Here is a 21,412-nt window from a genome sequence, read left to right as displayed (position 1 = left end):
TGACGTGTATCAAGGAGCGGTGATGTATTACGGATTTGACATCGGCGGGACCAAAATTGCGCTGGGCGTGTTTGATAAGCAACGTCGTCTGCAATGGGAAACTCGCGTTCCTACGCCTCGCGACAGCTACGACGCTTTCCTTGATGCGGTCTGCAATCTGGTGACGGAAGCGGATCAGCGGTTCGGCATCAAAGGTTCGGTAGGCATCGGCATTCCGGGCATGCCGGAAACCGAAGACGGCACGCTGTACGCGGCCAATGTTCCTGCCGCCAGTGGCAAACCGCTCCGCGCCGATCTCAGCGCTCGCCTTGACCGCGATGTGCGTCTGGATAACGATGCGAACTGTTTTGCTCTCTCCGAAGCCTGGGATGACGAGTTCACCCAATATCCGCTGGTAATGGGGTTGATCCTCGGTACGGGCGTCGGCGGCGGCCTGGTGCTTAACGGGAAATCCATCACCGGACGCAGCTATATCACCGGTGAGTTTGGTCATATTCGTTTGCCGGTCGATGCGCTGACGCTGATGGGCTTTGATTTCCCGCTGCGCCGCTGCGGATGCGGTCAACTGGGATGCATCGAAAGCTATCTTTCCGGCGGTGGATTTGCGTGGTTGTATCAGCATTACTACCATCAACCGCTGGATGCCCGCGAAATCATCGCGCTGTGGGAGCAGGGTGACGAACACGCGCGTGCCCACGTTGAACGCTATCTGGATTTGCTGGCAGTGTGTCTTGGGAATATCCTGACTATCGTCGATCCTGATTTGGTGGTGATTGGCGGAGGCTTGTCGAATTTTACCGCTATTACGACGCAACTGGCGGATCGACTGCCACGTCATCTGCTGCCGGTTGCCCGGGTACCGCGTATTGAGCAGGCACGGCACGGTGATGCCGGCGGGATGCGCGGGGCTGCTTTCCTACATCTTACCGATTAATACAAAGAGGTTGTTATGCTGTCGCGTCGGGGTCATCGGTTAAGCCGCTTTCGTAAAAATAAACGCCATTTGCGCGATCGCCTGCGTCAACGAATCTTTTTCAGAGACAGAGTGGTGCCTGAATTGATGGAAAAACCAAGAGTGCTGGTACTGACTGGAGCGGGAATCTCCGCTGAGTCAGGAATTCGAACATTCCGCGCGGCGGATGGTCTCTGGGAAGAACATCGGGTAGAGGACGTTGCGACTCCGGAAGGATTTAGTCGAAACCCGGAACTGGTTCAGTCGTTTTATAACGCCCGTCGCCATCAGTTGCAGCAGCCTGAAATCCAACCCAACGCGGCGCATATCGCACTGGCAAAACTCGAAGCCGAGCTGGGCGATCGTTTTTTACTGGTGACGCAGAACATTGATAATCTGCATGAGCGTGCGGGCAGCCAGAACGTTATCCATATGCACGGCGAGTTGCTCAAAGTTCGCTGTTCGCAAAGCGGGCAGATTCTGGAATGGACGGGCGATGTGACCCCGGAAGATAAATGTCATTGCTGCCAGTTTCCGGCACCGCTGCGACCACACGTCGTGTGGTTTGGTGAAATGCCGCTGGGAATGGATGAAATTTATATGGCACTGGCAATGGCAGATGTGTTCATTGCGATTGGCACATCGGGACATGTTTATCCGGCAGCGGGTTTTGTGCATGAGGCGCGGCTGCATGGGGCACATACGGTAGAACTCAATCTCGAACCGAGCCAGGTAGGCAGCGAGTTTGAAGAGAAGTATTACGGTCCGGCAAGCCAGGTGGTGCCTGAGTTCGTTGAGAAGTTATTAAAAGGGCTGTAACGGCTATCCGGATAATACTGTTTAAGCCTGTACAAGCTGGCGGTCCTCACGCAGGGCCGCCATAATCAAAAATCCAACGATGTAAAAACAACAGATCAGCCCCAGTGCGCTCAGCCATATGGGTAGTCGGGTAATGTAAACCAGGCTGCACGAGATAATCACCAGAATAATTCCGGTATACATGGGGTGCGCAATCCAGGCAAAAATGCCGCGCGTAACCCTTTTTGCACGAGGTAAATAGTAGCCTGTCCATGTGTGGCTCTCCCCCAAATCCCATTTTCCTTTGATGACCAGCGCGTTACCTACGATCGCCAAAATCAGACATCCCCACTCCACCGGACCAATCTGATGACTGAAAAACAGGCTATAACCAAAAACCAGGATCGGTATTAAAAAGGTGAGCCGTAGCAGGCGGGTTGCGGTGACAGGCAGCAAAGGACGAGCGTTTACCGGCTGCTTACGTGGGAGAATCACCAGCGTAAATACGATCAGATTAGCCAACTCAAGTAGCAGCCAGAGCGTTGTCATTGGAAGCCTCAGAAGCCGGCCTGGAATACTGTAAGCATAGCCAGAAACTGGGGAGCGGGAATCAGTCGAAAGGCGTAAAAAGTAGGGATTGGCAGGTAGCAACCCGGCGCAGCGACGCCTGCCGGGTTGCACGAGTATTAGCGTCCTGCTTTTAGCTTCTGATAATACTCTTCGTAGATAGCGCTGGCGGAACCGACATCGTTTTGCCATTCCCCTTTGTTGATGGTTTCCGCGTCAGGGTAGAGCGTTTTGTCGTTCGCGACCTCAGGACTTAACAGCTTGCGTGCTGCCAGGTTCGGCGTCGGGTAACCGATAGTTTCTGCGACTTCTTTCGCGACGTCCGGGCGCAGCAGGAAGTTAATCAGCTTCAGCGCACCTTCTTTGTTTTTCGCGTTAGCCGGAATAGACAGGCTGTCCATCCAGAAAATGCCACCTTCTTTCGGCCATACCACTTCCAACGGTGTGCCCGCCTGACGCGCAACATACGCGGAGCCGTTCCACACCATCCCCAGATTAACTTCGCCTTCCATATACGGGTTGGCCGGGTTGTCAGAGTTAAATGCCGCAACGTTAGGCATCAGCTTCTTCAACTCGTTATAGGCGGCTTCAATCTCTTTAGGATCGGTGGTATTGCCGGAATATCCCAGCTTGCGCAGCGCCATCTGGAACACTTCTCGCGCATCATCCGTTAACAGCAGACTGCCTTTGTACTCCGGCTTCCACAGATCGGCCCAACTGGTGACGGTTTTCGGATCGATAGCATCGCTGTTGATGCCAATGGCCGTCGCACCCCAGATATACGGGATGGAGTAGTCATTGTTCGGGTCAAACGGCTTGTTGAGCATCTCCGGATCGAGGTTGTGGAAGTTGGTCAACGTCGACTTGTCGATCTTCTGGATCATGCCTTCTTTACGCATTTTATCGACGTAATAGGTGGACGGAACCACCAAATCGTATGCGCCGTCTTTATAGGTTTTGAGCTTGGCGTACATGGTTTCATTCGACTCGTAGGTCGAATAGATAACCTTAATGCCGGTTTCTTTGGTGAACTGTTCCAGCAGACCCGGTGGGACGTATTCAGTCCAGTTATAGAAATAGAGCGTGTTGTTGTCATTCGCGTGAGCGGCGCTCATGCCCAGTGCCAGAGCACCCGCCGCGAGCAGGTGGCGTGACCATTTTTTCATCATTTAACGTCCCCTGAATTAAGGGCCTTAGCGGCCCTTGGTTTTATCACGTGCAATAAGCTGGCTGGCAATCACCATAACCAGCGACAGAACCAACAAAATGGTCGCCAGCGCGTTCACCTCTGGTGATACGCCGACTTTAACCATTGAGTAGATTTTTAATGGCAAAATTTCATAACCCGGTCCGGTGACGAAAGATGAAACAACAACATCATCCATCGACAGCGTAAAACTCAGCAACCAACCCGCAGCCACCGCAGGCATAGCCAGTGGCAGTATTATCTTGCGCAGAATAGTTACTTCGCTGGCACCCAAATCTTTAGCCGCCTCAAGCATGCGGACATCAAAACCTTTCAGGCGAGAGTAAACCGTCACCACCACAAAAGGCAGACAAAAAGTGATATGCGAGAACAGCAGCGACCAGAAGCCCAGTTGAATGCCGATCAGCATAAACAGCACCAGCAGAGATATTGCCATCACAATATCCGGCGACATCATCACCACGAACAGCATGCCACTGACGAACGGTTTACCGCGAAAACGGTAACGGTACAGCGCAACCGCAGTGAGTGAGCCGATCAAGGTGGCAAAGGTGGCGGATAGCACCGCCATCGTCAGCGAGTGCTGCGCCGCCTGCAACAGGCTGTCGTTATTCATCAGCAGGCCGTACCATTTAGTAGTAAAACCCTGCCAGTTGATGCCAAAGCGCGAACTGTTAAAGGAGTTCACAATCAGAATGATGATTGGAATATACAGATACGCGTAGATAGCGGTCATAAAACCGCCGCGAAGCAGTCGACCGATCATTCGAGTTCCACCTTCTTGTTCAGTAAGCGGGAGGCGCGCCAGTAGATCAGCAGCATCAGACCCATCACGATGGTCAGTGTAATGCTGGTGGCTGCACCAAACGGCCAGTCGCGGATGTTCAGGAACTGAACTTTAATTACGTTACCAATCAGCAGGTTTTTCGCGCCGCCCATTAAGTCGGAAACGTAAAACAGCCCCATTGCGGGCAGCATGACCAGCAAACATCCGGCGATAATCCCCGGCATCGTTAACGGAATAATGATGCGGGTGAAGGTCTGAAGCTTACTGGCGCCTAAATCGCGTGCGGCTTCCAGCAGCGGTTTATCGAGCTTTTCAATGCTGGAATAGAGCGGCATCACCATAAACGGCAGCAGGATGTATACCAGCCCGATAATCACCGCACTGGGAGTAAACATAATGCGAATGGGTGTATCGATAACGCCGAGCCATAACAGAAACTCGTTGAGATAGCCTTTGGTACTGAGGAAAATTTTGAGTCCGTAGATGCGAATCAGAGAATTGGTCCAGAACGGAACAATCAGCAGGAACAGCAGCAGCGGGCGTACTTTTTCCGGCAGTTTCACCAAAAACCAGGCAAACGGGTAGCCGAGTACCAGACAGGCGAGCGTGGCAATCAGCGCCATATTGAGGGAGTGAACCAGTACCTCAAAATAGAGCGGATCGAGCAGGCGCGTATAGTTCTCCAGCGTAAAGACCATTTTGACGAAATTGGCGTCGTCACGGGTCAAAAAGCTGGTGCCGATGATCATCAGGTTGGGCAGAAAGACAAATAACACAAGCCAACCGACAATGGTGAAGATCACCACACTCTGGAATTTACTTGTGCTCTTCATCAGCCAGTACGACCTCCCAGCTTTCTACCCAGTTAATTGCCATTTTCTGGTCGAGCGAGTGGTCAAAGTCAGGATCGTCTTCGTTGAAGAATTCGCTGACCATCACCATCTTGCCATTTTCCAGTTCTACAACCGACTCCAGCGTCATGCCTTTGTAGTTGCGTTCGCGCACGTAGCCGATCAGGCCTTCGATATGATTATCATCATTGATTTCATCAACGCGCAAATCTTCAGGGCGTAACAGGACGTGCAGCTTTTGTCCGGGAACTACCGCGAAGTTGACATAAATATTGCACTCGCGGCCTTCAACGTTAGCACGAACACGCTGTTCATCCAGACGTTCAATCACCGTGGCGTTAAACATATTGATCTCGCCGATAAACCCGGCGACAAACAGATTCTTTGGCTCTTCGTAGATTTCGCGCGGCGTACCGTCCTGCTCAATCTTACCATCGCGCATCACCACGATGCGGTCGGACATGGTTAGCGCTTCTTCCTGATCGTGTGTGACAAAGACAAAAGTGATACCAAGCTTACGCTGCAGTGCTTTCAGTTCATTCTGCATCTGCTTACGCAGTTTGTAGTCCAGCGCAGAGAGGGATTCATCTAACAAGAGTAAGCGGGGTTTGTTGACCACTGCTCGGGCAATCGCTACGCGCTGCTGCTGTCCGCCGGAAAGTTGATGCGGTTTTCTCTGGGCGAACTCTTCCAGTTGCACCATGCGCAGGGCTTCGGTAACGCGGGGAGAAATGTCGGCTGCGGGCGTTTTTTGCATGCGCAAACCAAAGGCCACATTTTCAAACACAGTCATGTGGGGGAATAGCGCATAGCTTTGGAAGACGGTATTCACGTAGCGATTTTCCGCTGGAACGTGAGTGATGTCCTCGTTGTCCAACAAAATATGACCGGAATCAACCGTTTCCAGACCGGCAATCAGGCGAAGAACGGTTGTTTTACCGCAGCCAGAGGGGCCAAGCAGCGTAAGAAACTCGCCATTATTGATGGTCAAATCCAGGCTGGAAATCACCTCTTTGCCATCGAAACTTTTGCGAATTCCCGCTAATTGCACCAGTGGAGAAAGCGAACGCGGTTGTTTATTCAATTTTTTACTCTGTCCCATGTAAACGCAACGGATGGCTGACCGATGCGGGGTTTGTGGTTAACCACCTTGATGACTCTTAATGAGGGCCGTTATTCTACGGCAAACCATTGTAATCGCCAATCCTTGTTGCGAATTACTGACTTAGCCCTATAGTCAGAGGGGATGTCAGGGCGAAATATTCTCACTTGCGGGGATAAAAGTGACCTGACGCAATATTTGTCTTTTGTTGCTTATTGATAATGTTGTCACAAAAAGTGAGGGTGACTGCATGGATAAACTACTTGAGCGTTTTTTACACTACGTGTCGCTGGACACCCAATCAAAATCGGGCGTGCGGCAGGTACCCAGCACCGAAGGACAGTGGAAATTATTGCAACTGCTCAAACAACAGCTCGAAGAGATGGGGCTGGTTAATATTTCACTGAGCGAAAAAGGCACGCTGATGGCAACGTTACCCGCGAACGTTGCTGGCAATATTCCTGCGATCGGCTTTATTTCCCATGTGGATACCTCACCGGATTTCAGCGGTAAAAATGTCAATCCGCAAATCGTTGAAAACTATCGCGGTGGCGATATTGCGTTAGGCATTGGTGATGAAGTTTTATCGCCGGTGATGTTCCCGGTGCTGCATCAACTTCTGGGTCAGACGCTGATCACCACAGACGGTAAAACGTTGCTGGGCGCGGATGATAAAGCAGGCGTGGCGGAAATCATGACCGCACTGGCTGTGCTTATCCAAAAAAATATTCCGCACGGTGATATCCGCGTGGCCTTTACGCCGGACGAAGAAGTGGGTAAAGGGGCGAAGCATTTTGATGTTGCGGCATTCGATGCGCAGTGGGCCTATACCGTTGACGGTGGTGGCGTAGGTGAGTTGGAGTTTGAGAACTTCAACGCCGCGTCGGTTAATATCAAAATTGTTGGCAACAATGTGCATCCCGGCACCGCAAAAGGGGTGATGGTGAATGCGCTGTCGCTGGCGGCGCGTATTCACGCTGAGGTCCCGGCAGATGAAAGCCCGGAGAAGACGGAAGGCTACGAAGGCTTTTATCATCTGGCGAGCATGAAAGGGACGGTCGATCGGGCGGATATGCACTACATTATTCGTGATTTTGACCGTAAGCAGTTTGAAGCGCGTAAACGCAAGATCATGGATATCGCCAAGAAGGTCGGCAAAGGGTTACACCCGGACTGCTATATCGAACTGGTGATTGAAGACAGTTACTACAATATGCGCGAAAAAGTGATTGAGCATCCGCACGTGCTGGATATCGCCCAGCAGGCGATGCGCGATTGCGATATTGAGCCGGTGCTGAAACCGATCCGTGGCGGCACTGACGGCGCACAGCTGTCATTTATGGGATTACCGTGTCCGAATCTGTTCACCGGCGGCTACAACTATCATGGTAAGCATGAGTTTGTAACCCTGGAAGGAATGGAAAAAGCGGTGCAGGTGATTGTGCGTATTGCTGAATTGGCCGCGAAACAAAAATAAAATATGTGTAGTTGCCGGATGGCGCTTTGCTTATCCGGCCTACAATATTTCACTCCAGTAGCCTGATAAGACGCATTGCGTCGCATCAGGCACAGTCCGCATTACCCTTCGAAGAACCAGTACCCGCTGTTGACCAGCGCGGCAAGCATTGCAAGGAAAGAAGGATCTTCCAGCGCATCCTCAAAGTTCTCAGCCGTCAGCACAATATGACTGGCCAGCGCTTCCAGCGCAGGACGATGCGGTGAATCAATTTTCTCACCGTTAGCGTAGACGTCGTCGCCAATGCGCAATACGCGCAATCCGCCCAGACGCACTAACACATCACCTTGTTTCAGGGCATCATAAATTTCGTCTGGCTGATACGGTGGCTCCGGCGGGGCAATATCCAGCTCATGACGAGACTGAGAAATAAACTCGCCAAACCACTGCTGGAAATGTTCTGGCTGATTAATCAGGCCCAGCATCATTTCGCGCAGCTTGTCCATTTCCTGCGGCAGAACATCTGCCGGATGATCGCGCGGTGGCAGATCAGGATCGCTGTAATAGGTGCTGCCCAGTTCGCGTTGTAAAACGTAATCGGCGAAGCCGCTGATCAGCTCGCGAGTGTTTGGCGCACGGAAGCCAACCGAATAGTTCATCGCGTTTTCTAACGCATAGCCTTCGTGCGGGAATCCCGGTGGAATGTACAGAATATCGCCGGGTTCCAGCTCTTCATCAATGATGGCTTCGAACGGGTCGACCTGAAGGAGATCCGGGTGAGGGCAGTGCTGCTTCAACTGCAGCTTTTCGCCTACGCGCCAGCGACGACGACCGGTTCCCTGAATGATAAATACATCGTACTGATCCAGGTGCGGGCCAACGCCGCCGCCGGGTACAGAGAAAGAAATCATCAGATCGTCGATACGCCAGTCCGGTAATTCACGGAACGGGCGCATCAGCGCGGCGGTAGGTTCGTGCCAGTGGTTGACCGCCTGCACCAGCAAAGACCAGTTGTTCTCGCCAAGATGGTCGTAGCTTTCGAAGGGACCGTGGCTAACCTGCCATTTACCATCCTGATGGCTGACGAGTCGGCTGTCGACTTCGCTTTCCATTGCCAGTCCAGCCAGTTCGTCAGGAGAAAGAGGATCAATAAAGTTGTTAAACCCGCGTTTTAAGACCACCGGGCGTTTCTGCCAGTGGCGTTCAAGAAAATCGGGCCAATTAAGTGTGAGTTGGTATTCCATAGTGAGCATCCCGCAGGCTGGTATCTGCAACCGATTATAACGGATACTTAACCTCAAGCGTGAAGTCAGTACATATTTATTACATGCGACGGTTACTCGTCTTTCTGGCCCGGCTGCTGGCGACCAAAAATAACTTCCATGCGCGCACCACCCAGCAGGCTATCACCAGCAATAATCTGCCCGTCATACTGTTCGGTGATTTCTCGCGCCACCGCCAGACCGACGCCTTGTCCGGGACGTAGTGTATCTACGCGCTGTCCGCGGTCAAACACCACTTCCCGTTTGCTTTGCGGAATACCAGGACCATCGTCTTCGACCAGAATATGCAGCTGCTCCTCAGACAGTTGCGCCGAAATCTCGACAAACTCCAGACAATATTTACAGGCGTTATCCAAGACGTTGCCCAATACCTCGACAAAATCATTCTGTTCGCCCACAAAGCTGATCTCAGGTGAGATATCGAGATTAATGTTGACCCCTTTGCGCTGATATACCTTATTCAGCGCCGAGGTGAGCTTATCCAGCAACGGCGCGACCGGGTGCAGCTCGCGGCTGAGTAGGGCACTGCTGCCACGCATACTGGCGCGATGCAGGTAATAGCCTATCTGTTGGGAAATACGGCTGATTTGTTCCAGCATGATAGGCTCTGCGTCGCTGACGTTCATCTTTTCATTACGCATTGAGCGCAACGTACTTTGCAGTACCGCCAGTGGCGTTTTCAGGCTATGAGTGAGATCGGTTAACGTGGTGCGGTATTTATCGTAGCGCTCACGTTCACTTTTTAAAAGTCGATTGAGATTACGAACCAGGCTGGTCAATTCGCGTGTGGTAGCGGGGTTTAGCATCTCACGATGATGTTCCTCAAGCTCACGGACTTCGCGGGCCAGCGATTCAATCGGCCGCAGGCTCCACCAGGCGGCCACCCATAACAGCGGAATGACCAGCAACAGATTGGCGACCAGCACATAAATAAACCAACTCCAGACCATATAAGAGCGCTTCAGCTCTATAGGAATGGTATCGACAACTACAATGGTCAGTTGCGGCATTCTGGCAGTGGCGGGGTAGACGTTCACCGCCACCGAGTGGGTCATTTCGGCGTCGTCATCATCTTCTCTGACTTCTTTTAACTGCTGCTGAGCGGAGTGATCTTCGCCCAGTAAAGTGCTGGTGGCGTCTACATTGGCTTCAATTTCATGAAAACCGTTCGTTTTTAGCCAGTCCGGTTGGATACTTTTCGTCAGCCAGGGAACATTGCGCTGAGCCCACAACAACTCACCGCTTTCGTTATAGATCAGCGACATTGTTGGGCTTTGCATATCGAGATTTTCAGGCAGCTCGACGTTTATCTTGCCGTTTTCCCACTTTGCCAGGGTATAAAACAGATTACTTTCACCCCGCAGCAGGCGAAACGTTGTCTTATCAAAGCTGACGCTGTAGCCCACCAGAGCAACCATGCCGTAGGCCAGCGAGAGCACTAATACAACGCCTGCGGTTGCCAGTAAAAAGCGCAACCGTAGCGATAGCGGGAAAAAATGACGCAATAGTTTATTCATTAGCGCAGTTCAAAAAGATATCCCTGACCACGCACGGTGGTGATGACGTCGTCCGGATATTGCGCCTGAATTTTCTTACGCAGACGTCCCATTAGAACATCAATGGTGTGACTTTCGCGCAGCTCGGCATCCGGGTAAAGCTGCAGCATGAGCGAATCTTTACTGACCACTTTGCCATTATTACGGATGAGCGTTTCCATAATGGTGTATTCAAACGCAGTGAGCTTGATAACTTCATCATTGACGGATAACTCGCGTCGAGAGAGGTCCACCTGAAAAGGCGGAAGGGAGATAATTTGCGATGCCAGACCGCTGTTGCGGCGCATCAGTGCCTGCATGCGCGCAGCCACTTCTTCGATGTGAAACGGTTTGGTGACGTAATCGTCAGCACCGGCGCTGAGGACTTCCACTTTATCCTGCCAGCCTTCACGCGCGGTTAATACCAGAATCGGCAGCGAAACCTCATTACTGCGCCAGCGGCGGATCAGCGACAAACCATCTTCATCGGGGAGTCCTAAATCAACGATCGCGATATCCGGCAGATGTTCATTCAGATAATAGTCCGCTTCCTTCGCATCTTCTGCATCATCCACCTGATGCCCTAAATCCTGTAACTGAACCTTGAGGTGGTGGCGTAATAAAGCATTATCCTCGACAACCAGTACGCGCATCATCGTTTCTCCCTAAAATAATGGTATGAATAGTTTAACGCTGATTATGTGGCTGTGGGGATAAACATTTAATAAACCGGGGGAAGGGATAATCTCGCAGGCAATAAAAAAGCCGGAAACGCTGATGCTTTCCGGCTTACTACGATATGAACGGAAGGCCGGAACAGGCGCAAGCACGCTCCGGCATCAAACAGATTACTTCAGTTCATCAACCATGGTGATGGCGCGACCAATATAATTGGCAGGCGTCATTGCTTTCAGGCGAGTTTTCTCTTCTTCCGGCAGCGCCAGACCGTCGATAAACTGCTTCATACCTTCGGCGTCAACGCGCTTACCGCGGGTCAGCTCTTTCAGCTTTTCGTACGGCTTCTCAATACCGTAGCGACGCATCACGGTCTGAATCGGCTCTGCCAGAACTTCCCAGTTATGGTCCAGTTCATCCAGCAGATGATCGCGGTTCACTTCCAGTTTGCTCACGCCTTTCAGCGTGGACTGATAGGCGATCAGCGCATAGCCAATACCTACGCCCAGGTTACGCAGAACGGTAGAGTCAGTCAGGTCACGCTGCCAGCGGGAGACCGGCAGTTTGCTCGCCAGGTGCTGCAGTACCGCGTTAGACAGACCCAGGTTACCCTCGGAGTTTTCGAAATCGATGGGGTTAACTTTGTGCGGCATGGTGGAAGAGCCAATTTCACCCGCGATGGTTTTCTGTTTGAAATGGTTCAGCGCCACGTAACCCCAGACATCGCGGTCAAAGTCGATCAGGATGGTGTTGAAACGGGCGATGCAGTCAAACAGCTCGGCAATGTAGTCGTGCGGCTCAATCTGCGTGGTGTACGGGTTCCACTGGATGCCCAGCGAGGTGACAAACTCTTCGCTGAACTGATGCCAGTCAACTTCCGGGTAAGCGGCGATGTGGGCGTTATAGTTACCGACTGCACCATTGATCTTACCAAGAATTTCAACCTGGTTGAGCTGACGATACTGACGCTCCATACGGTAAGCCACGTTAGCCATTTCTTTGCCTAGCGTAGACGGGGTGGCTGGCTGACCGTGGGTACGGGAGAGCAGAGGAATATCGCGATACTGTACAGACAGATCTTTCACCGCGTCGATAAGCTTACGCCAGTACGGCAGAACCACTTCGTCGCGTGCGGTTTTCAGCATCAGCGCGTGAGACAGGTTGTTGATGTCTTCAGAGGTACACGCAAAGTGGATAAATTCTGAAACGGCATGCAGTTCCGGGATATCCGCCACTTTCTCTTTCAGGAAATACTCAACTGCCTTCACATCATGGTTGGTCGTACGCTCAATGGTTTTGATGCGCGCAGCATCTTCTTCATTGAAGTTAGCGACGATCGCATCAAGGAAACCGATTACGTCGGCAGCAAAAGCAGGAACTTCCTTGATCGCTGCGTGCGCGGCCAGTTTTTGCAGCCAGCGTACTTCAACCTGTACACGGAATTTCAGCAAACCGTATTCGCTGAAAATCCCGCGCAGCGCGCTGACTTTATCGCCGTAGCGTCCATCGACAGGGGAAACGGCGGTCAGTGAGGATAATTCCATAGATCACAACTCCGGGGTTAAATGAGCAAGAATTTGTTTTGCCTGAGTCGTCAGGCGATTACGAGAAAACATGAGTTGCAGACGGCCTCCACCAACCTGATGCCAGAGCACGGCAGCACGGATGCCAGCCAGCAGCGAAGCGCGTACTTTAGCCTGTACCTGTGGACTCTGAAGGATGGCCGGGGAACCCGTGACCTGAATACGCGGGCCGAGTGGGCTGATGACGTCAACATAAATGCCAGCCATCGCACTCATCAACGTTTCTGACTGCAAATCAAAATGGTCCAGCTGGCGCTGCAAGCCGCTAATACGGTCTCCCAGCGTGTCCATAGCGCCCTTGGCCGCTGACAGCTTACGCTCCAGCACCATCAGGCTTAGCGTATAGCGGGTGAGTTCCGCGTTCAGCCCCTGACGACTGCTGGCGTTCAGCACGCCAAGCAGCGTTTCAAGGCCAAGACGCAGGTTGGCTTCGCTGCCGCCAAACACGCCCAGCGTAGAGCTGGGATTCATGTCGATGACACTGTTCAGTGAAACGTGTAATGCATCGGCATCACAATGCCCCTGGTGCGCCAGTTCCTGCACCAGGCGTGCCGACTGACAAATGCCTGCCAGGGCGAGGGTGATGTCATAATAATTCTTTGCCACGTTCACTGCTTCCTTGTATCAAATGTGTAAGTAATTATACCGGCAGAGGCAATCGTTGTTCGATAATGCCGCCGCCGAGGCACACTTCGCCATTGTAAAAGACAGCCGACTGACCCGGCGTGACCGCCGCGACTGGCTCGTCGAAAATGACTTCAATACGCTCAGCATCCAGTGCCTTAACGGTGCACGGAATGTCGGTCTGACGATAGCGGGTTTTCACCGTACAGCGCATGGTGCCGGTGAACGGTTCGCGATCGACCCAATGCAGCTGTTGCGCCACCAGGCCAACGGACATCAGACGTGGATGTTCATGCCCCTGAGCGACAACCAGAATGTTGTTCTCAACGTCTTTATCCACCACATACCATGGATCTTCTGTCCCTTCTTTCGTTCCGCCAATACCCAGACCTTTACGCTGACCTAAAGTGTGGTACATCAGCCCCTGGTGCTGGCCAATCTCTTCGCCGTCAACGGTGATGATTTTGCCTGGCTGAGCCGGCAGGTAACGACCAAGAAACTCGCGGAACTTACGTTCGCCAATGAAGCAGATGCCGGTGGAGTCTTTTTTCTTGGCCGTAATCAGACCAAGATCTTCGGCAATTTTACGCACCTGCGGTTTTTCCAGTTCACCGACCGGGAACAGGCTTTGCGCGATTTGCTCATGGCCGAGCGTATAGAGGAAATAACTCTGGTCTTTATTGCCATCGAGCCCACGCAGCAGGCGGCTTTTGCCGTCGACATCCGCGCGACGCACGTAGTGACCGGTGGCGATGTAATCGGCACCTAAATCTTCGGCGGCAAACTCAAGGAAGGCTTTAAACTTAATTTCTTTATTGCACAGAATATCCGGGTTTGGCGTACGGCCCGCTTTGTACTCTTCAAGGAACAGTTCAAAGACGTTGTCCCAGTATTCTGCGGCAAAGTTGACGGTATGCAGTTCAATGCCGAGTTTGTCACAGACAGCCTGCGCATCCGCAAGGTCGGCGGCCGCTGTGCAGTATTCCTCGCCATCGTCCTCTTCCCAGTTCTTCATGAACAGGCCTTCTACCTGATAGCCCTGTTGTTGTAACAGCCAGGCAGAAACGGAGGAGTCGACACCGCCGGACATGCCGACGATCACTTTTTTTGGGCTTTCAGACATAGGAATACTCACGACATTGAACTTCAAGGCGGCATATTCTAGCACGCAGCCCTTTACTTGACACCCTCTGTAAACGGCCAGTTAAATTCGCCGATCATGGCCAGTGGGTAGCGCTGTCCGCTCTGATAACAGCGAATACTCTCCGCAACCAACGGCGAACGCAGGTTTGGCGCAGAGAAAATCTCTTCTGCGCTGACCCAACGACAGCAATCTATATCGCTGTCATGAGGTTCTGTAGCGCACATATTGGCAAGCTCAATAGAGAAAAGAAAACGCAAAAAGGGCGTTTTGTCCGGTGCAATCCATTGATGCATACGAATGAAATGCTGCGGCTGCGCTTTAATGCCCGTTTCTTCCCACAGTTCGCGTGCTGCGGCTTGCACCAACGTTTCATCGGCTTCCAGGTGTCCTGCAGGCTGATTCCACAAGGCTTTGCCATTGATCGTTTCTTCAACGACTAAGAATTTATCTTCTGCATGCACAATGCAAGCGACCGTGACGTGCGGTTTGAACATATTTTCCCCTTATTCCTCAGCAAATCCTTCGGCAACATCTGGCCAGCTAATTTCGCCGCTGGCCTTGTCGATACTAATATAAGCCACAGGAGGCGACGTTTGTGGGTCGGCCCCTCCACGGCACAATGCGGTTTGATGATCCTCGCGCACGATAATCTCAATGGCCTTTTTAGCATTCCAGCTTTCATAAAAAATACATTGGTGGTCGTGACGTAGCCCAAGGGTGGCGACTCTCGTTGCTTTGTCTGTCGACAGCGGGTTGATGTCGTCGCGATAGTGGTCACCGCTGTTTATAGCTTGTAACTGCGACTTTTTTAACCAGCCGCGTATGATTTGGCGATCGGTGGTGTAATAGACCGCTTCCATAAAATCATCGTTGGATTGTTCTTGTACAGAGACGAGGTCGCCGGGCACTAAAAATACGGACGGGCTGCGACACTGTTCGGTTGGCATCGCATAGAACCATGCGCGGGTGTCTCCTGTTACCTGATAGTGGTTTGTGGAGGAGGAGGGTAAGAACCCGCGCTGCGACATCGCTTTATTTGCCCATGTCTGGCAAGACGCGCTTACTGCAAGCGGACTGGATAACGGCGTTAATCCATTAACCGAGACCCAGCCGGTGGCGAAGGTTCCTTTAGCGTCCCGATAACGTACGTAACGATAAGGCTCATCTTTGGAAAGCATGCCCGTGCTTTTGTAGCGCTGTGAACTCCTGAGCACCTCGACGGTGTCGCCATTGACCATGAACGCGGGGAGTTGACACTCTGTTGCTGGTGCAGAATAGAAATGCAGGCGTGAGTCGGTTTTTACTTTGGCAGACTCATAAAGGTAGTTTGCCTCTCCTGCTGCTGTTCCGGCAATCGTCTCACAGTCCAGTTTTGCTGAACAAAACGGTGACGCGCCGAGCAGGATGAATGCTGCAAAAAGCTGCTTATCCATTTTTTTCATTCTTCCCTGTTAACACTCACGTTAAACTGTACGGTTACGATTTCAGTTCCCGCCACTCGCCGTTAGCAAGATTTTCCAGCGTGTAATCCCCCATGGCATAGCGGATGAGGCGCAGCGTAGGAAATCCAACATGCGCTGTCATACGACGTACCTGACGGTTGCGACCTTCATATAAGGTAACTTTCAACCAGCTGGTGGGAATGTTTTTCCGTTCCCGAATCGGCGGATTTCTCGGCCACAGCCATACGGGCTCCTCTACTACTTCAATGCCTGCGGGTAGCGTGGGGCCATCATTGAGCGTTACTCCGTTACGCAGGGCGTCCAGCGCTTCTGCTGTCGGCTCGCCTTCAACCTGGACGTAATAAATTTTCCCGGTACGCTTACCGGGTTGCGTTAACCGCGCCTGCAGCGCGCCGTCATTGGTCAGCACCAAAAGCCCTTCGCTGTCCCGGTCGAGTCGGCCCGCCGCATAAATTCCCGGCACGGGAATAAAATCTTTTAACGTGCTTCTGCCAGCCTCGTCAGTAAATTGTGGCAAAACATCGTAGGGTTTATTGAACAAAACCACGCGTTTTGGCTGGTTTTCTTTACGCTGCTTAGTGACTTGTCGTGAGCTGAATCGCTCAACCCGGTGATTTCTAAAAGAAGTTTTTTGCATGGTATTTTCAGATTATATCAATTGCCGCATTATAGCCTAAGAACGAGTGTCTTTCATGGCGGCGAACAATAGGGTAGTATTGACACGCTCATTACAAATCATTAACAAAAAGTTGCTCTAACGCATCCGTGTAGCAGGACGCAAACGCACATGCAGCGTGATGACAGACGAGCAGAACCAGAAGCGCTCGAAGGAGAGGTGAATGGAAAGCAAAGTAGTTGTTCCGGCGGAAGGTAAGAAGATCACCCTGCAAAACGGCAAACTCAACGTTCCTGAAAATCCGATTATCCCGTTCATTGAAGGCGACGGTATCGGCGTTGATGTAACCCCACCGATGATCAAAGTTGTCGATGCTGCTGTCGAGAAAGCCTATAAAGGCGAGCGTAAAATCTCCTGGATGGAAATCTACACCGGCGAGAAATCCACTCAGGTTTATGGCCAGGACGTCTGGCTGCCTGCTGAAACCTTAGATCTGATTCGTGAATATCGTGTTGCCATTAAAGGCCCTCTGACCACCCCTGTTGGCGGCGGTATTCGCTCTCTGAACGTAGCTCTGCGTCAGGAACTTGACCTGTATGTCTGCCTGCGTCCGGTGCGTTATTATCAGGGCACACCAAGCCCGGTTAAACACCCTGAACTGACCGACATGGTCATCTTCCGCGAAAACTCCGAAGACATCTACGCGGGTATCGAGTGGAAAGCTGACTCTGCCGATGCTGAGAAAGTGATTAAATTCCTGCGCGAAGAGATGGGCGTGAAGAAAATCCGCTTCCCGGAACATTGCGGCATTGGTATCAAACCGTGTTCTGAAGAAGGGACTAAACGCCTGGTGCGTGCAGCGATTGAATACGCCATCGCCAACGATCGTGATTCAGTTACCCTGGTACACAAAGGCAACATCATGAAGTTCACCGAAGGCGCGTTCAAAGACTGGGGTTACCAGTTAGCACGTGAAGAATTCGGTGGTGAACTGATCGACGGCGGTCCATGGGTGAAAATCAAGAACCCGAAAACCGGTAAAGAGATCGTGGTTAAGGACGTTATCGCCGATGCGTTCCTGCAACAGATCCTGCTGCGCCCGGCTGAGTATGACGTGATTGCCTGTATGAACCTGAACGGTGACTACATCTCCGATGCGCTGGCCGCACAGGTTGGTGGTATTGGTATCGCGCCGGGTGCAAACATTGGTGACGAATGCGCTCTGTTCGAAGCAACCCACGGTACTGCACCGAAGTATGCAGGTCAGGATAAAGTGAACCCAGGTTCCATCATTCTGTCTGCTGAAATGATGTTACGCCACATGGGTTGGGTTGAAGCGGCTGACCTGATCGTTAAAGGTATGGAAGGCGCGATTAACGCCAAGACCGTAACCTATGACTTCGAACGTCTGATGGATGGCGCTAAGCTGCTGAAATGTTCAGAGTTTGGCGACGCAATCATCGAAAATATGTAATGCGGTAATTTGTTAAAATTATTAACGGGAGCATAACGCTCCCGTTGTTTTTTGTTAGGGTGCTAACGGTTATCAAAAATTTATCAAAATAAATTATCAAAACCTCCTGGCTGTTTGGCGCGCAGTGGTGGGATGGCAGAAAATGTCACCATGCCGAGTTGTATTTTGCACCCTTATGTAGTTCGCGGTTAGTTTTTAATGTATGCAATAATATTTATGACTAGTATGTGTCTGAGACATACATTTCTATTTTATGTTTTAAGTGCAAAGTAATAGGTTGTCAGTCAACAAAAAATGAACCAGCATAGTTAGTTTATGGGATACGATTAAGCTATTTATCTGATGTGAATTCTAGACGAAGCGACATGTTTGACTATTAAAACATGAGAGTGGTACGGGACTAATTTTTAATGGAGAAAATGTATCCACATGAGCGTTAATCAAAATACCACCATTGGTGAATCTTGGGGGCTCGTATCGCTTACTCCGGAGTATATTGAGGCAGAACATGTTGGCTACGTTACGGCGATTGAAGAAGCCCTTTCTGATGAACAAATCCGCAATATTGCGTTATCCGGAAATTACGGTGTTGGTAAGAGCAGCATCTTGCAGGAGGTTGCTAGGCGGCAAGATGGTAGGGTAGTTGAGATCTCTCTGTCAACGCTATCGCCGATCGAGGTATCAAAGCTTGATGATTCAGTGCCAAAGCAGGCAACTACTCCGACGAACCGTATACAGCAGGAAATTGTAAAACAGCTGCTCTATCGTGAGGAGCCGAGTAAAACCCCCGGCTCACGCTTTAGGCGGATTGAACGCTTTCGATGGCAAAGGGAAATTTGGTTAGCTGCATTGATGGGATTTGTTGTTTGTATCATTTTCCTGTTGACTGGGTGGACAGCTAAAATTATTTCGGCGGTTCCTCCCCTAAAAGATATAGGTACTTGGAAGCATGCACTCATTTTTGTAGCGGCGACAGGGAGTGCATTTTTTGTTCGCTGGCGCTTTTATGGGAAGCTTCATATCAAGCAGTTTTCAGCTGGCTCGGCTACGGTTACCTTAGACGACAACTCTGTAACATATTTCGATCAGTATCTTGATGAGATAGTCTATTTCTTTGAGGTGTCAGACCGTAATATTGTTATTTTTGAAGATATCGATCGTTTCAATGACTCACATATTTTTGAGACGCTTCGCGCTTTGAATACTTTGCTTAATGCGTCGCCACAGATTACAAAACCTATCCGTTTTATCTATGCCATTAAAGACAGTATATTCGATTATATTACCTTGAAAGATGAAGGCCGTAGACTTGAAGAGGACATCCTTGCAATTGACGATCCTGCATTGGTTGAGGTAGTACGCGCCAACCGAACTAAATTCTTTGACTTGATTATTCCGGTGGTACCTTTCATTACACACCGGAGTGCTAGAAATCTAGCAGTGCAGCAACTTGGTCAAATGGAATATGAAGTAGCATCTGAACTTATAGACTTAGCGGCTCAATATGTCCCAGATATGCGGTTGCTGAAGAACGTTCGTAACGAGTTTGTTATATTCCGTGACAGAATTTTTTCTGGTGATGGTGAAGAGCTTAATCTTAATAAAACAGATTTATTCGCGATGGTTCTCTATAAAAACACTCATCTTACGGACTTTGAGGCGATTAGACTTGGTAAGAGTAAACTGGATATTCTATACAAAGTTAGTCGAGAGATGGTGACCAAGAATATCAAGAAGCTAGAGGATGAACGTACAGTGCTACGCCAACAGCTTGAGAAAATAAATGGAGCGGTCCTACGCAGCGAACAATTGGGTGCACGACTAATTGCTCATATTGAGCGAACAGCAAAAGCAGTTAATTACCAATTCTATAATGCATCCTATTCGTTTGAGGGGGTTGCATTATCTAAAGATGAACTTAGCGGAGTGCAGTTTTGGACGGATTTTGTATCAGCCGAAGATAACCCTACTCTCCACTTTCGTAACCGCCAGCTTCAAATTATGGATTTTAGTCGTGATAACCTTGCATCTGCCCTTGGTGACCCACTAGATTCAAAACTATGGGTGAATCGCCACGGGTTTAACAGACACCTCGGAGTCATTTAAGATGACTTAAAGAGAGGTGCCCATGAGCGGTAAACGTTATCCCGAAGAGTTTAAAATTGAAGCAGTCAAACAGGTTATTGATCGCGGTCATTCTGTTTCCAGCGTTGCAACACGTCTCGATATCACCACCCACAGCCTTTACGCCTGGATAAAGAAGTACGGTCCGGACTCATCCACTAATAAAGAACAGTCAGATGCTCAGGCCGAGATCCGCCGACTCCAGAAGGAGTTGAAGCGGGTTACTGACGAACGAGACATATTAAAAAAAGCCGCGGCGTACTTCGCAAAGCTGTCCGACTGAGGTACGCCTTTATTCGTGACAACTCCCGTTGCTGGCCTGTTCGTCTGCTCTGCAGGGTGCTGGATGTTCATCCCAGTGGCTTTTACGCCTGGTTTAAGCAACCGTATTCTCAGCGCCACCAGGTAGATCTAAGACTGACGGGACAGATCAAACAGTTCTGGCTGGAGTCCGGTTGCGTTTATGGTTATCGCAAGATCCATCTGGACTTGCGGGATAGCGGTCAACAGTGCGGAGTGAACAGAGTCTGGCGACTGATGAATCGTGCCGGGATAAAGGCTCAGGTCGGGTACCGGAGCCCGCGGGCACGCAAAGGCGAGGCCAGTATCGTATCGCCCAACAGGCTCCAGCGACAGTTCAATCCGGATGCTCCGGATAAGCGTTGGGTAACGGACATAACCTACATCAGGACCCACGAAGGCTGGCTGTATCTTGCTGTGGTTGTTGATCTGTTCTCACGCAAAATTATCGGCTGGTCAATGCAATCCCGGATGACAAAGGACATTGTCCTGAACGCACTGCTGATGGCTGTATGGCGGCGTAATCCCCAAAAACAGGTGCTGGTTCATTCGGACCAGGGCAGTCAGTACACAAGCCATGAGTGGCAGTCGTTCCTGAAATCACACGGCCTGGAGGGGAGCATGAGCCGTCGCGGTAACTGTCACGATAATGCGGTTGCAGAAAGCTTTTTCCAGTTGCTGAAACGCGAACGGATAAAGAAAAAGATCTACGGAACGCGGGAAGAAGCCCGCAGCGATATTTTTGATTACATCGAAATGTTTTATAACAGTAAGCGTCGGCATGGTTCGAGCAATCAGATGTCACCGACAGAATATGAAAACCAGTATTATCAACGGCTCGGAAGTGTCTAGATTATCCGTGGCGATTCAA

20 protein-coding genes are annotated in these 21,412 nt (G+C 50.8%); 6 read left to right on the top strand and 14 right to left on the bottom strand.

Annotation, left to right across the window (positions count from 1 at the left end; genetic code table 11):
* The first annotated feature begins 22 nt into the window (after positions 1-22).
* Complete coding sequence (gene nagK / locus OGX90_RS13250) at positions 23-934, top strand: N-acetylglucosamine kinase (RefSeq protein ID WP_020996481.1); 912 nt, start codon at positions 23-25, stop codon at positions 932-934.
* A 15-nt stretch (positions 935-949) separates the two neighbouring features.
* Entirely contained in the window at positions 950-1,771 is an 822-nt protein-coding gene (gene cobB / locus OGX90_RS13245; protein WP_003832281.1) for a Sir2 family NAD+-dependent deacetylase, read from the top strand.
* Positions 1,772-1,792: 21 nt separating this feature from the next.
* On the opposite strand, the gene OGX90_RS13240 is transcribed toward cobB, so the two are convergent.
* The 5 genes from OGX90_RS13240 to potA all read right to left on the bottom strand — a co-directional run bounded on the left by OGX90_RS13240 (position 1,793) and on the right by potA (position 6,264).
* Positions 1,793-2,299, bottom strand: a complete 507-nt coding sequence (locus OGX90_RS13240) for a methyltransferase family protein (protein WP_008784438.1) — start codon at positions 2,297-2,299, stop codon at positions 1,793-1,795.
* Positions 2,300-2,436: 137 nt separating this feature from the next.
* Positions 2,437-3,483, bottom strand: a complete 1,047-nt coding sequence (gene potD / locus OGX90_RS13235; protein WP_029139492.1) for a spermidine/putrescine ABC transporter substrate-binding protein PotD — start codon at positions 3,481-3,483, stop codon at positions 2,437-2,439.
* Between the two features lie 27 nt (positions 3,484-3,510).
* Positions 3,511-4,290, bottom strand: a complete 780-nt coding sequence (potC, locus tag OGX90_RS13230; protein ID WP_003030794.1) for a spermidine/putrescine ABC transporter permease PotC — start codon at positions 4,288-4,290, stop codon at positions 3,511-3,513.
* The gene (potB, locus tag OGX90_RS13225; RefSeq protein WP_032943032.1) at positions 4,287-5,144 is read right to left on the bottom strand and encodes a spermidine/putrescine ABC transporter permease PotB; all 858 of its coding nucleotides are present in this window, start codon (positions 5,142-5,144) and stop codon (positions 4,287-4,289) included. The genes potC and potB overlap by 4 nt, the downstream gene beginning before the upstream one ends.
* A complete protein-coding gene (gene potA, locus OGX90_RS13220) occupies positions 5,128-6,264 on the bottom strand; it encodes a spermidine/putrescine ABC transporter ATP-binding protein PotA (RefSeq protein WP_003832287.1) in 1,137 nt (378 codons plus the stop codon). Before potA ends, potB begins: the two co-directional genes overlap by 17 nt.
* 250 nt (positions 6,265-6,514) lie before the next feature.
* Here potA and pepT point away from each other — a divergent pair, with 250 nt between their 5' ends.
* Positions 6,515-7,741, top strand: a complete 1,227-nt coding sequence (gene pepT, locus OGX90_RS13215) for a peptidase T (protein WP_048214418.1) — start codon at positions 6,515-6,517, stop codon at positions 7,739-7,741.
* 101 nt (positions 7,742-7,842) lie between these two features.
* On the opposite strand, the gene roxA is transcribed toward pepT, so the two are convergent.
* The 9 genes from roxA to rluE form a co-directional block, all read right to left on the bottom strand.
* Entirely contained in the window at positions 7,843-8,964 is a 1,122-nt protein-coding gene (gene roxA, locus OGX90_RS13210; protein WP_003030786.1) for a [50S ribosomal protein L16]-arginine 3-hydroxylase, read from the bottom strand.
* A 92-nt stretch (positions 8,965-9,056) separates the two neighbouring features.
* Positions 9,057-10,520 (bottom strand): two-component system sensor histidine kinase PhoQ, encoded by a 1,464-nt coding sequence (gene phoQ / locus OGX90_RS13205; protein WP_174770443.1) that lies wholly within the window; start codon positions 10,518-10,520, stop codon positions 9,057-9,059.
* The gene (gene phoP / locus OGX90_RS13200) at positions 10,520-11,191 is read right to left on the bottom strand and encodes a two-component system response regulator PhoP (RefSeq protein ID WP_003846709.1); all 672 of its coding nucleotides are present in this window, start codon (positions 11,189-11,191) and stop codon (positions 10,520-10,522) included. The genes phoQ and phoP overlap by 1 nt, the downstream gene beginning before the upstream one ends.
* A gap of 195 nt (positions 11,192-11,386) precedes the next feature.
* Positions 11,387-12,757: an adenylosuccinate lyase gene (purB, locus tag OGX90_RS13195; protein WP_286624028.1), complete on the bottom strand. Its 1,371-nt coding sequence runs from the start codon at positions 12,755-12,757 to the stop codon at positions 11,387-11,389.
* 3 nt (positions 12,758-12,760) lie between these two features.
* On the bottom strand, positions 12,761-13,402 hold the full coding sequence (gene hflD / locus OGX90_RS13190) for a high frequency lysogenization protein HflD (RefSeq protein ID WP_003832401.1): 642 nt from the start codon (positions 13,400-13,402) through the stop codon (positions 12,761-12,763).
* Positions 13,403-13,436: 34 nt separating this feature from the next.
* Entirely contained in the window at positions 13,437-14,543 is a 1,107-nt protein-coding gene (gene mnmA, locus OGX90_RS13185; RefSeq protein ID WP_003832402.1) for a tRNA 2-thiouridine(34) synthase MnmA, read from the bottom strand.
* Between the two features lie 53 nt (positions 14,544-14,596).
* A complete protein-coding gene (locus OGX90_RS13180; RefSeq protein WP_153753290.1) occupies positions 14,597-15,058 on the bottom strand; it encodes an NUDIX hydrolase in 462 nt (153 codons plus the stop codon).
* A 9-nt stretch (positions 15,059-15,067) separates the two neighbouring features.
* Complete coding sequence (locus tag OGX90_RS13175; protein WP_234692344.1) at positions 15,068-16,006, bottom strand: hypothetical protein; 939 nt, start codon at positions 16,004-16,006, stop codon at positions 15,068-15,070.
* A 34-nt stretch (positions 16,007-16,040) separates the two neighbouring features.
* The gene (gene rluE / locus OGX90_RS13170) at positions 16,041-16,664 is read right to left on the bottom strand and encodes a 23S rRNA pseudouridine(2457) synthase RluE (protein WP_003832405.1); all 624 of its coding nucleotides are present in this window, start codon (positions 16,662-16,664) and stop codon (positions 16,041-16,043) included.
* A 202-nt stretch (positions 16,665-16,866) separates the two neighbouring features.
* Here rluE and icd point away from each other — a divergent pair, with 202 nt between their 5' ends.
* The 3 genes from icd to OGX90_RS13155 all read left to right on the top strand — a co-directional run bounded on the left by icd (position 16,867) and on the right by OGX90_RS13155 (position 21,393).
* Complete coding sequence (gene icd / locus OGX90_RS13165; RefSeq protein WP_003030769.1) at positions 16,867-18,117, top strand: NADP-dependent isocitrate dehydrogenase; 1,251 nt, start codon at positions 16,867-16,869, stop codon at positions 18,115-18,117.
* Between the two features lie 429 nt (positions 18,118-18,546).
* Positions 18,547-20,223, top strand: coding sequence for a YobI family P-loop NTPase (locus OGX90_RS13160; protein ID WP_286624026.1), 1,677 nt, complete (start codon positions 18,547-18,549; stop codon positions 20,221-20,223).
* A gap of 22 nt (positions 20,224-20,245) precedes the next feature.
* A protein-coding gene (locus tag OGX90_RS13155; protein WP_155959297.1) for an IS3 family transposase occupies positions 20,246-21,393 on the top strand; the annotation gives its coding sequence in 2 pieces (ribosomal slippage) (positions 20,246-20,483 and positions 20,483-21,393; 1,149 coding nt in all).
* Positions 21,394-21,412: the final 19 nt, after the last annotated feature.

The organism is Citrobacter sp. Cpo012, from assembly GCF_030333015.1.
Classification (GTDB): domain Bacteria; phylum Pseudomonadota; class Gammaproteobacteria; order Enterobacterales; family Enterobacteriaceae; genus Citrobacter; species Citrobacter portucalensis.
The sequence above is the reverse complement of the archived record's forward strand: the minus strand, read 5'-3'. Positions and strand labels throughout refer to the sequence as shown.

Bases quoted from the DNA above. Each gene is read 5' to 3' on its own strand.
- nagK (WP_020996481.1), top strand. From the start codon at position 23: ATGTATTACGGATTTGACATCGGCGGGACCAAAATTGCGCTGGGCGTG.
- cobB (WP_003832281.1), top strand. From the start codon at position 950: ATGCTGTCGCGTCGGGGTCATCGGTTAAGCCGCTTTCGTAAAAATAAA.
- OGX90_RS13240 (WP_008784438.1), bottom strand. From the start codon at position 2,299: ATGACAACGCTCTGGCTGCTACTTGAGTTGGCTAATCTGATCGTATTT.
- potD (WP_029139492.1), bottom strand. From the start codon at position 3,483: ATGAAAAAATGGTCACGCCACCTGCTCGCGGCGGGTGCTCTGGCACTG.
- potC (WP_003030794.1), bottom strand. From the start codon at position 4,290: ATGATCGGTCGACTGCTTCGCGGCGGTTTTATGACCGCTATCTACGCG.
- potB (WP_032943032.1), bottom strand. From the start codon at position 5,144: ATGAAGAGCACAAGTAAATTCCAGAGTGTGGTGATCTTCACCATTGTC.
- potA (WP_003832287.1), bottom strand. From the start codon at position 6,264: ATGGGACAGAGTAAAAAATTGAATAAACAACCGCGTTCGCTTTCTCCA.
- pepT (WP_048214418.1), top strand. From the start codon at position 6,515: ATGGATAAACTACTTGAGCGTTTTTTACACTACGTGTCGCTGGACACC.
- roxA (WP_003030786.1), bottom strand. From the start codon at position 8,964: ATGGAATACCAACTCACACTTAATTGGCCCGATTTTCTTGAACGCCAC.
- phoQ (WP_174770443.1), bottom strand. From the start codon at position 10,520: ATGAATAAACTATTGCGTCATTTTTTCCCGCTATCGCTACGGTTGCGC.
- phoP (WP_003846709.1), bottom strand. From the start codon at position 11,191: ATGCGCGTACTGGTTGTCGAGGATAATGCTTTATTACGCCACCACCTC.
- purB (WP_286624028.1), bottom strand. From the start codon at position 12,757: ATGGAATTATCCTCACTGACCGCCGTTTCCCCTGTCGATGGACGCTAC.
- mnmA (WP_003832402.1), bottom strand. From the start codon at position 14,543: ATGTCTGAAAGCCCAAAAAAAGTGATCGTCGGCATGTCCGGCGGTGTC.
- OGX90_RS13180 (WP_153753290.1), bottom strand. From the start codon at position 15,058: ATGTTCAAACCGCACGTCACGGTCGCTTGCATTGTGCATGCAGAAGAT.
- OGX90_RS13175 (WP_234692344.1), bottom strand. From the start codon at position 16,006: ATGAAAAAAATGGATAAGCAGCTTTTTGCAGCATTCATCCTGCTCGGC.
- rluE (WP_003832405.1), bottom strand. From the start codon at position 16,664: ATGCAAAAAACTTCTTTTAGAAATCACCGGGTTGAGCGATTCAGCTCA.
- icd (WP_003030769.1), top strand. From the start codon at position 16,867: ATGGAAAGCAAAGTAGTTGTTCCGGCGGAAGGTAAGAAGATCACCCTG.
- OGX90_RS13160 (WP_286624026.1), top strand. From the start codon at position 18,547: ATGAGCGTTAATCAAAATACCACCATTGGTGAATCTTGGGGGCTCGTA.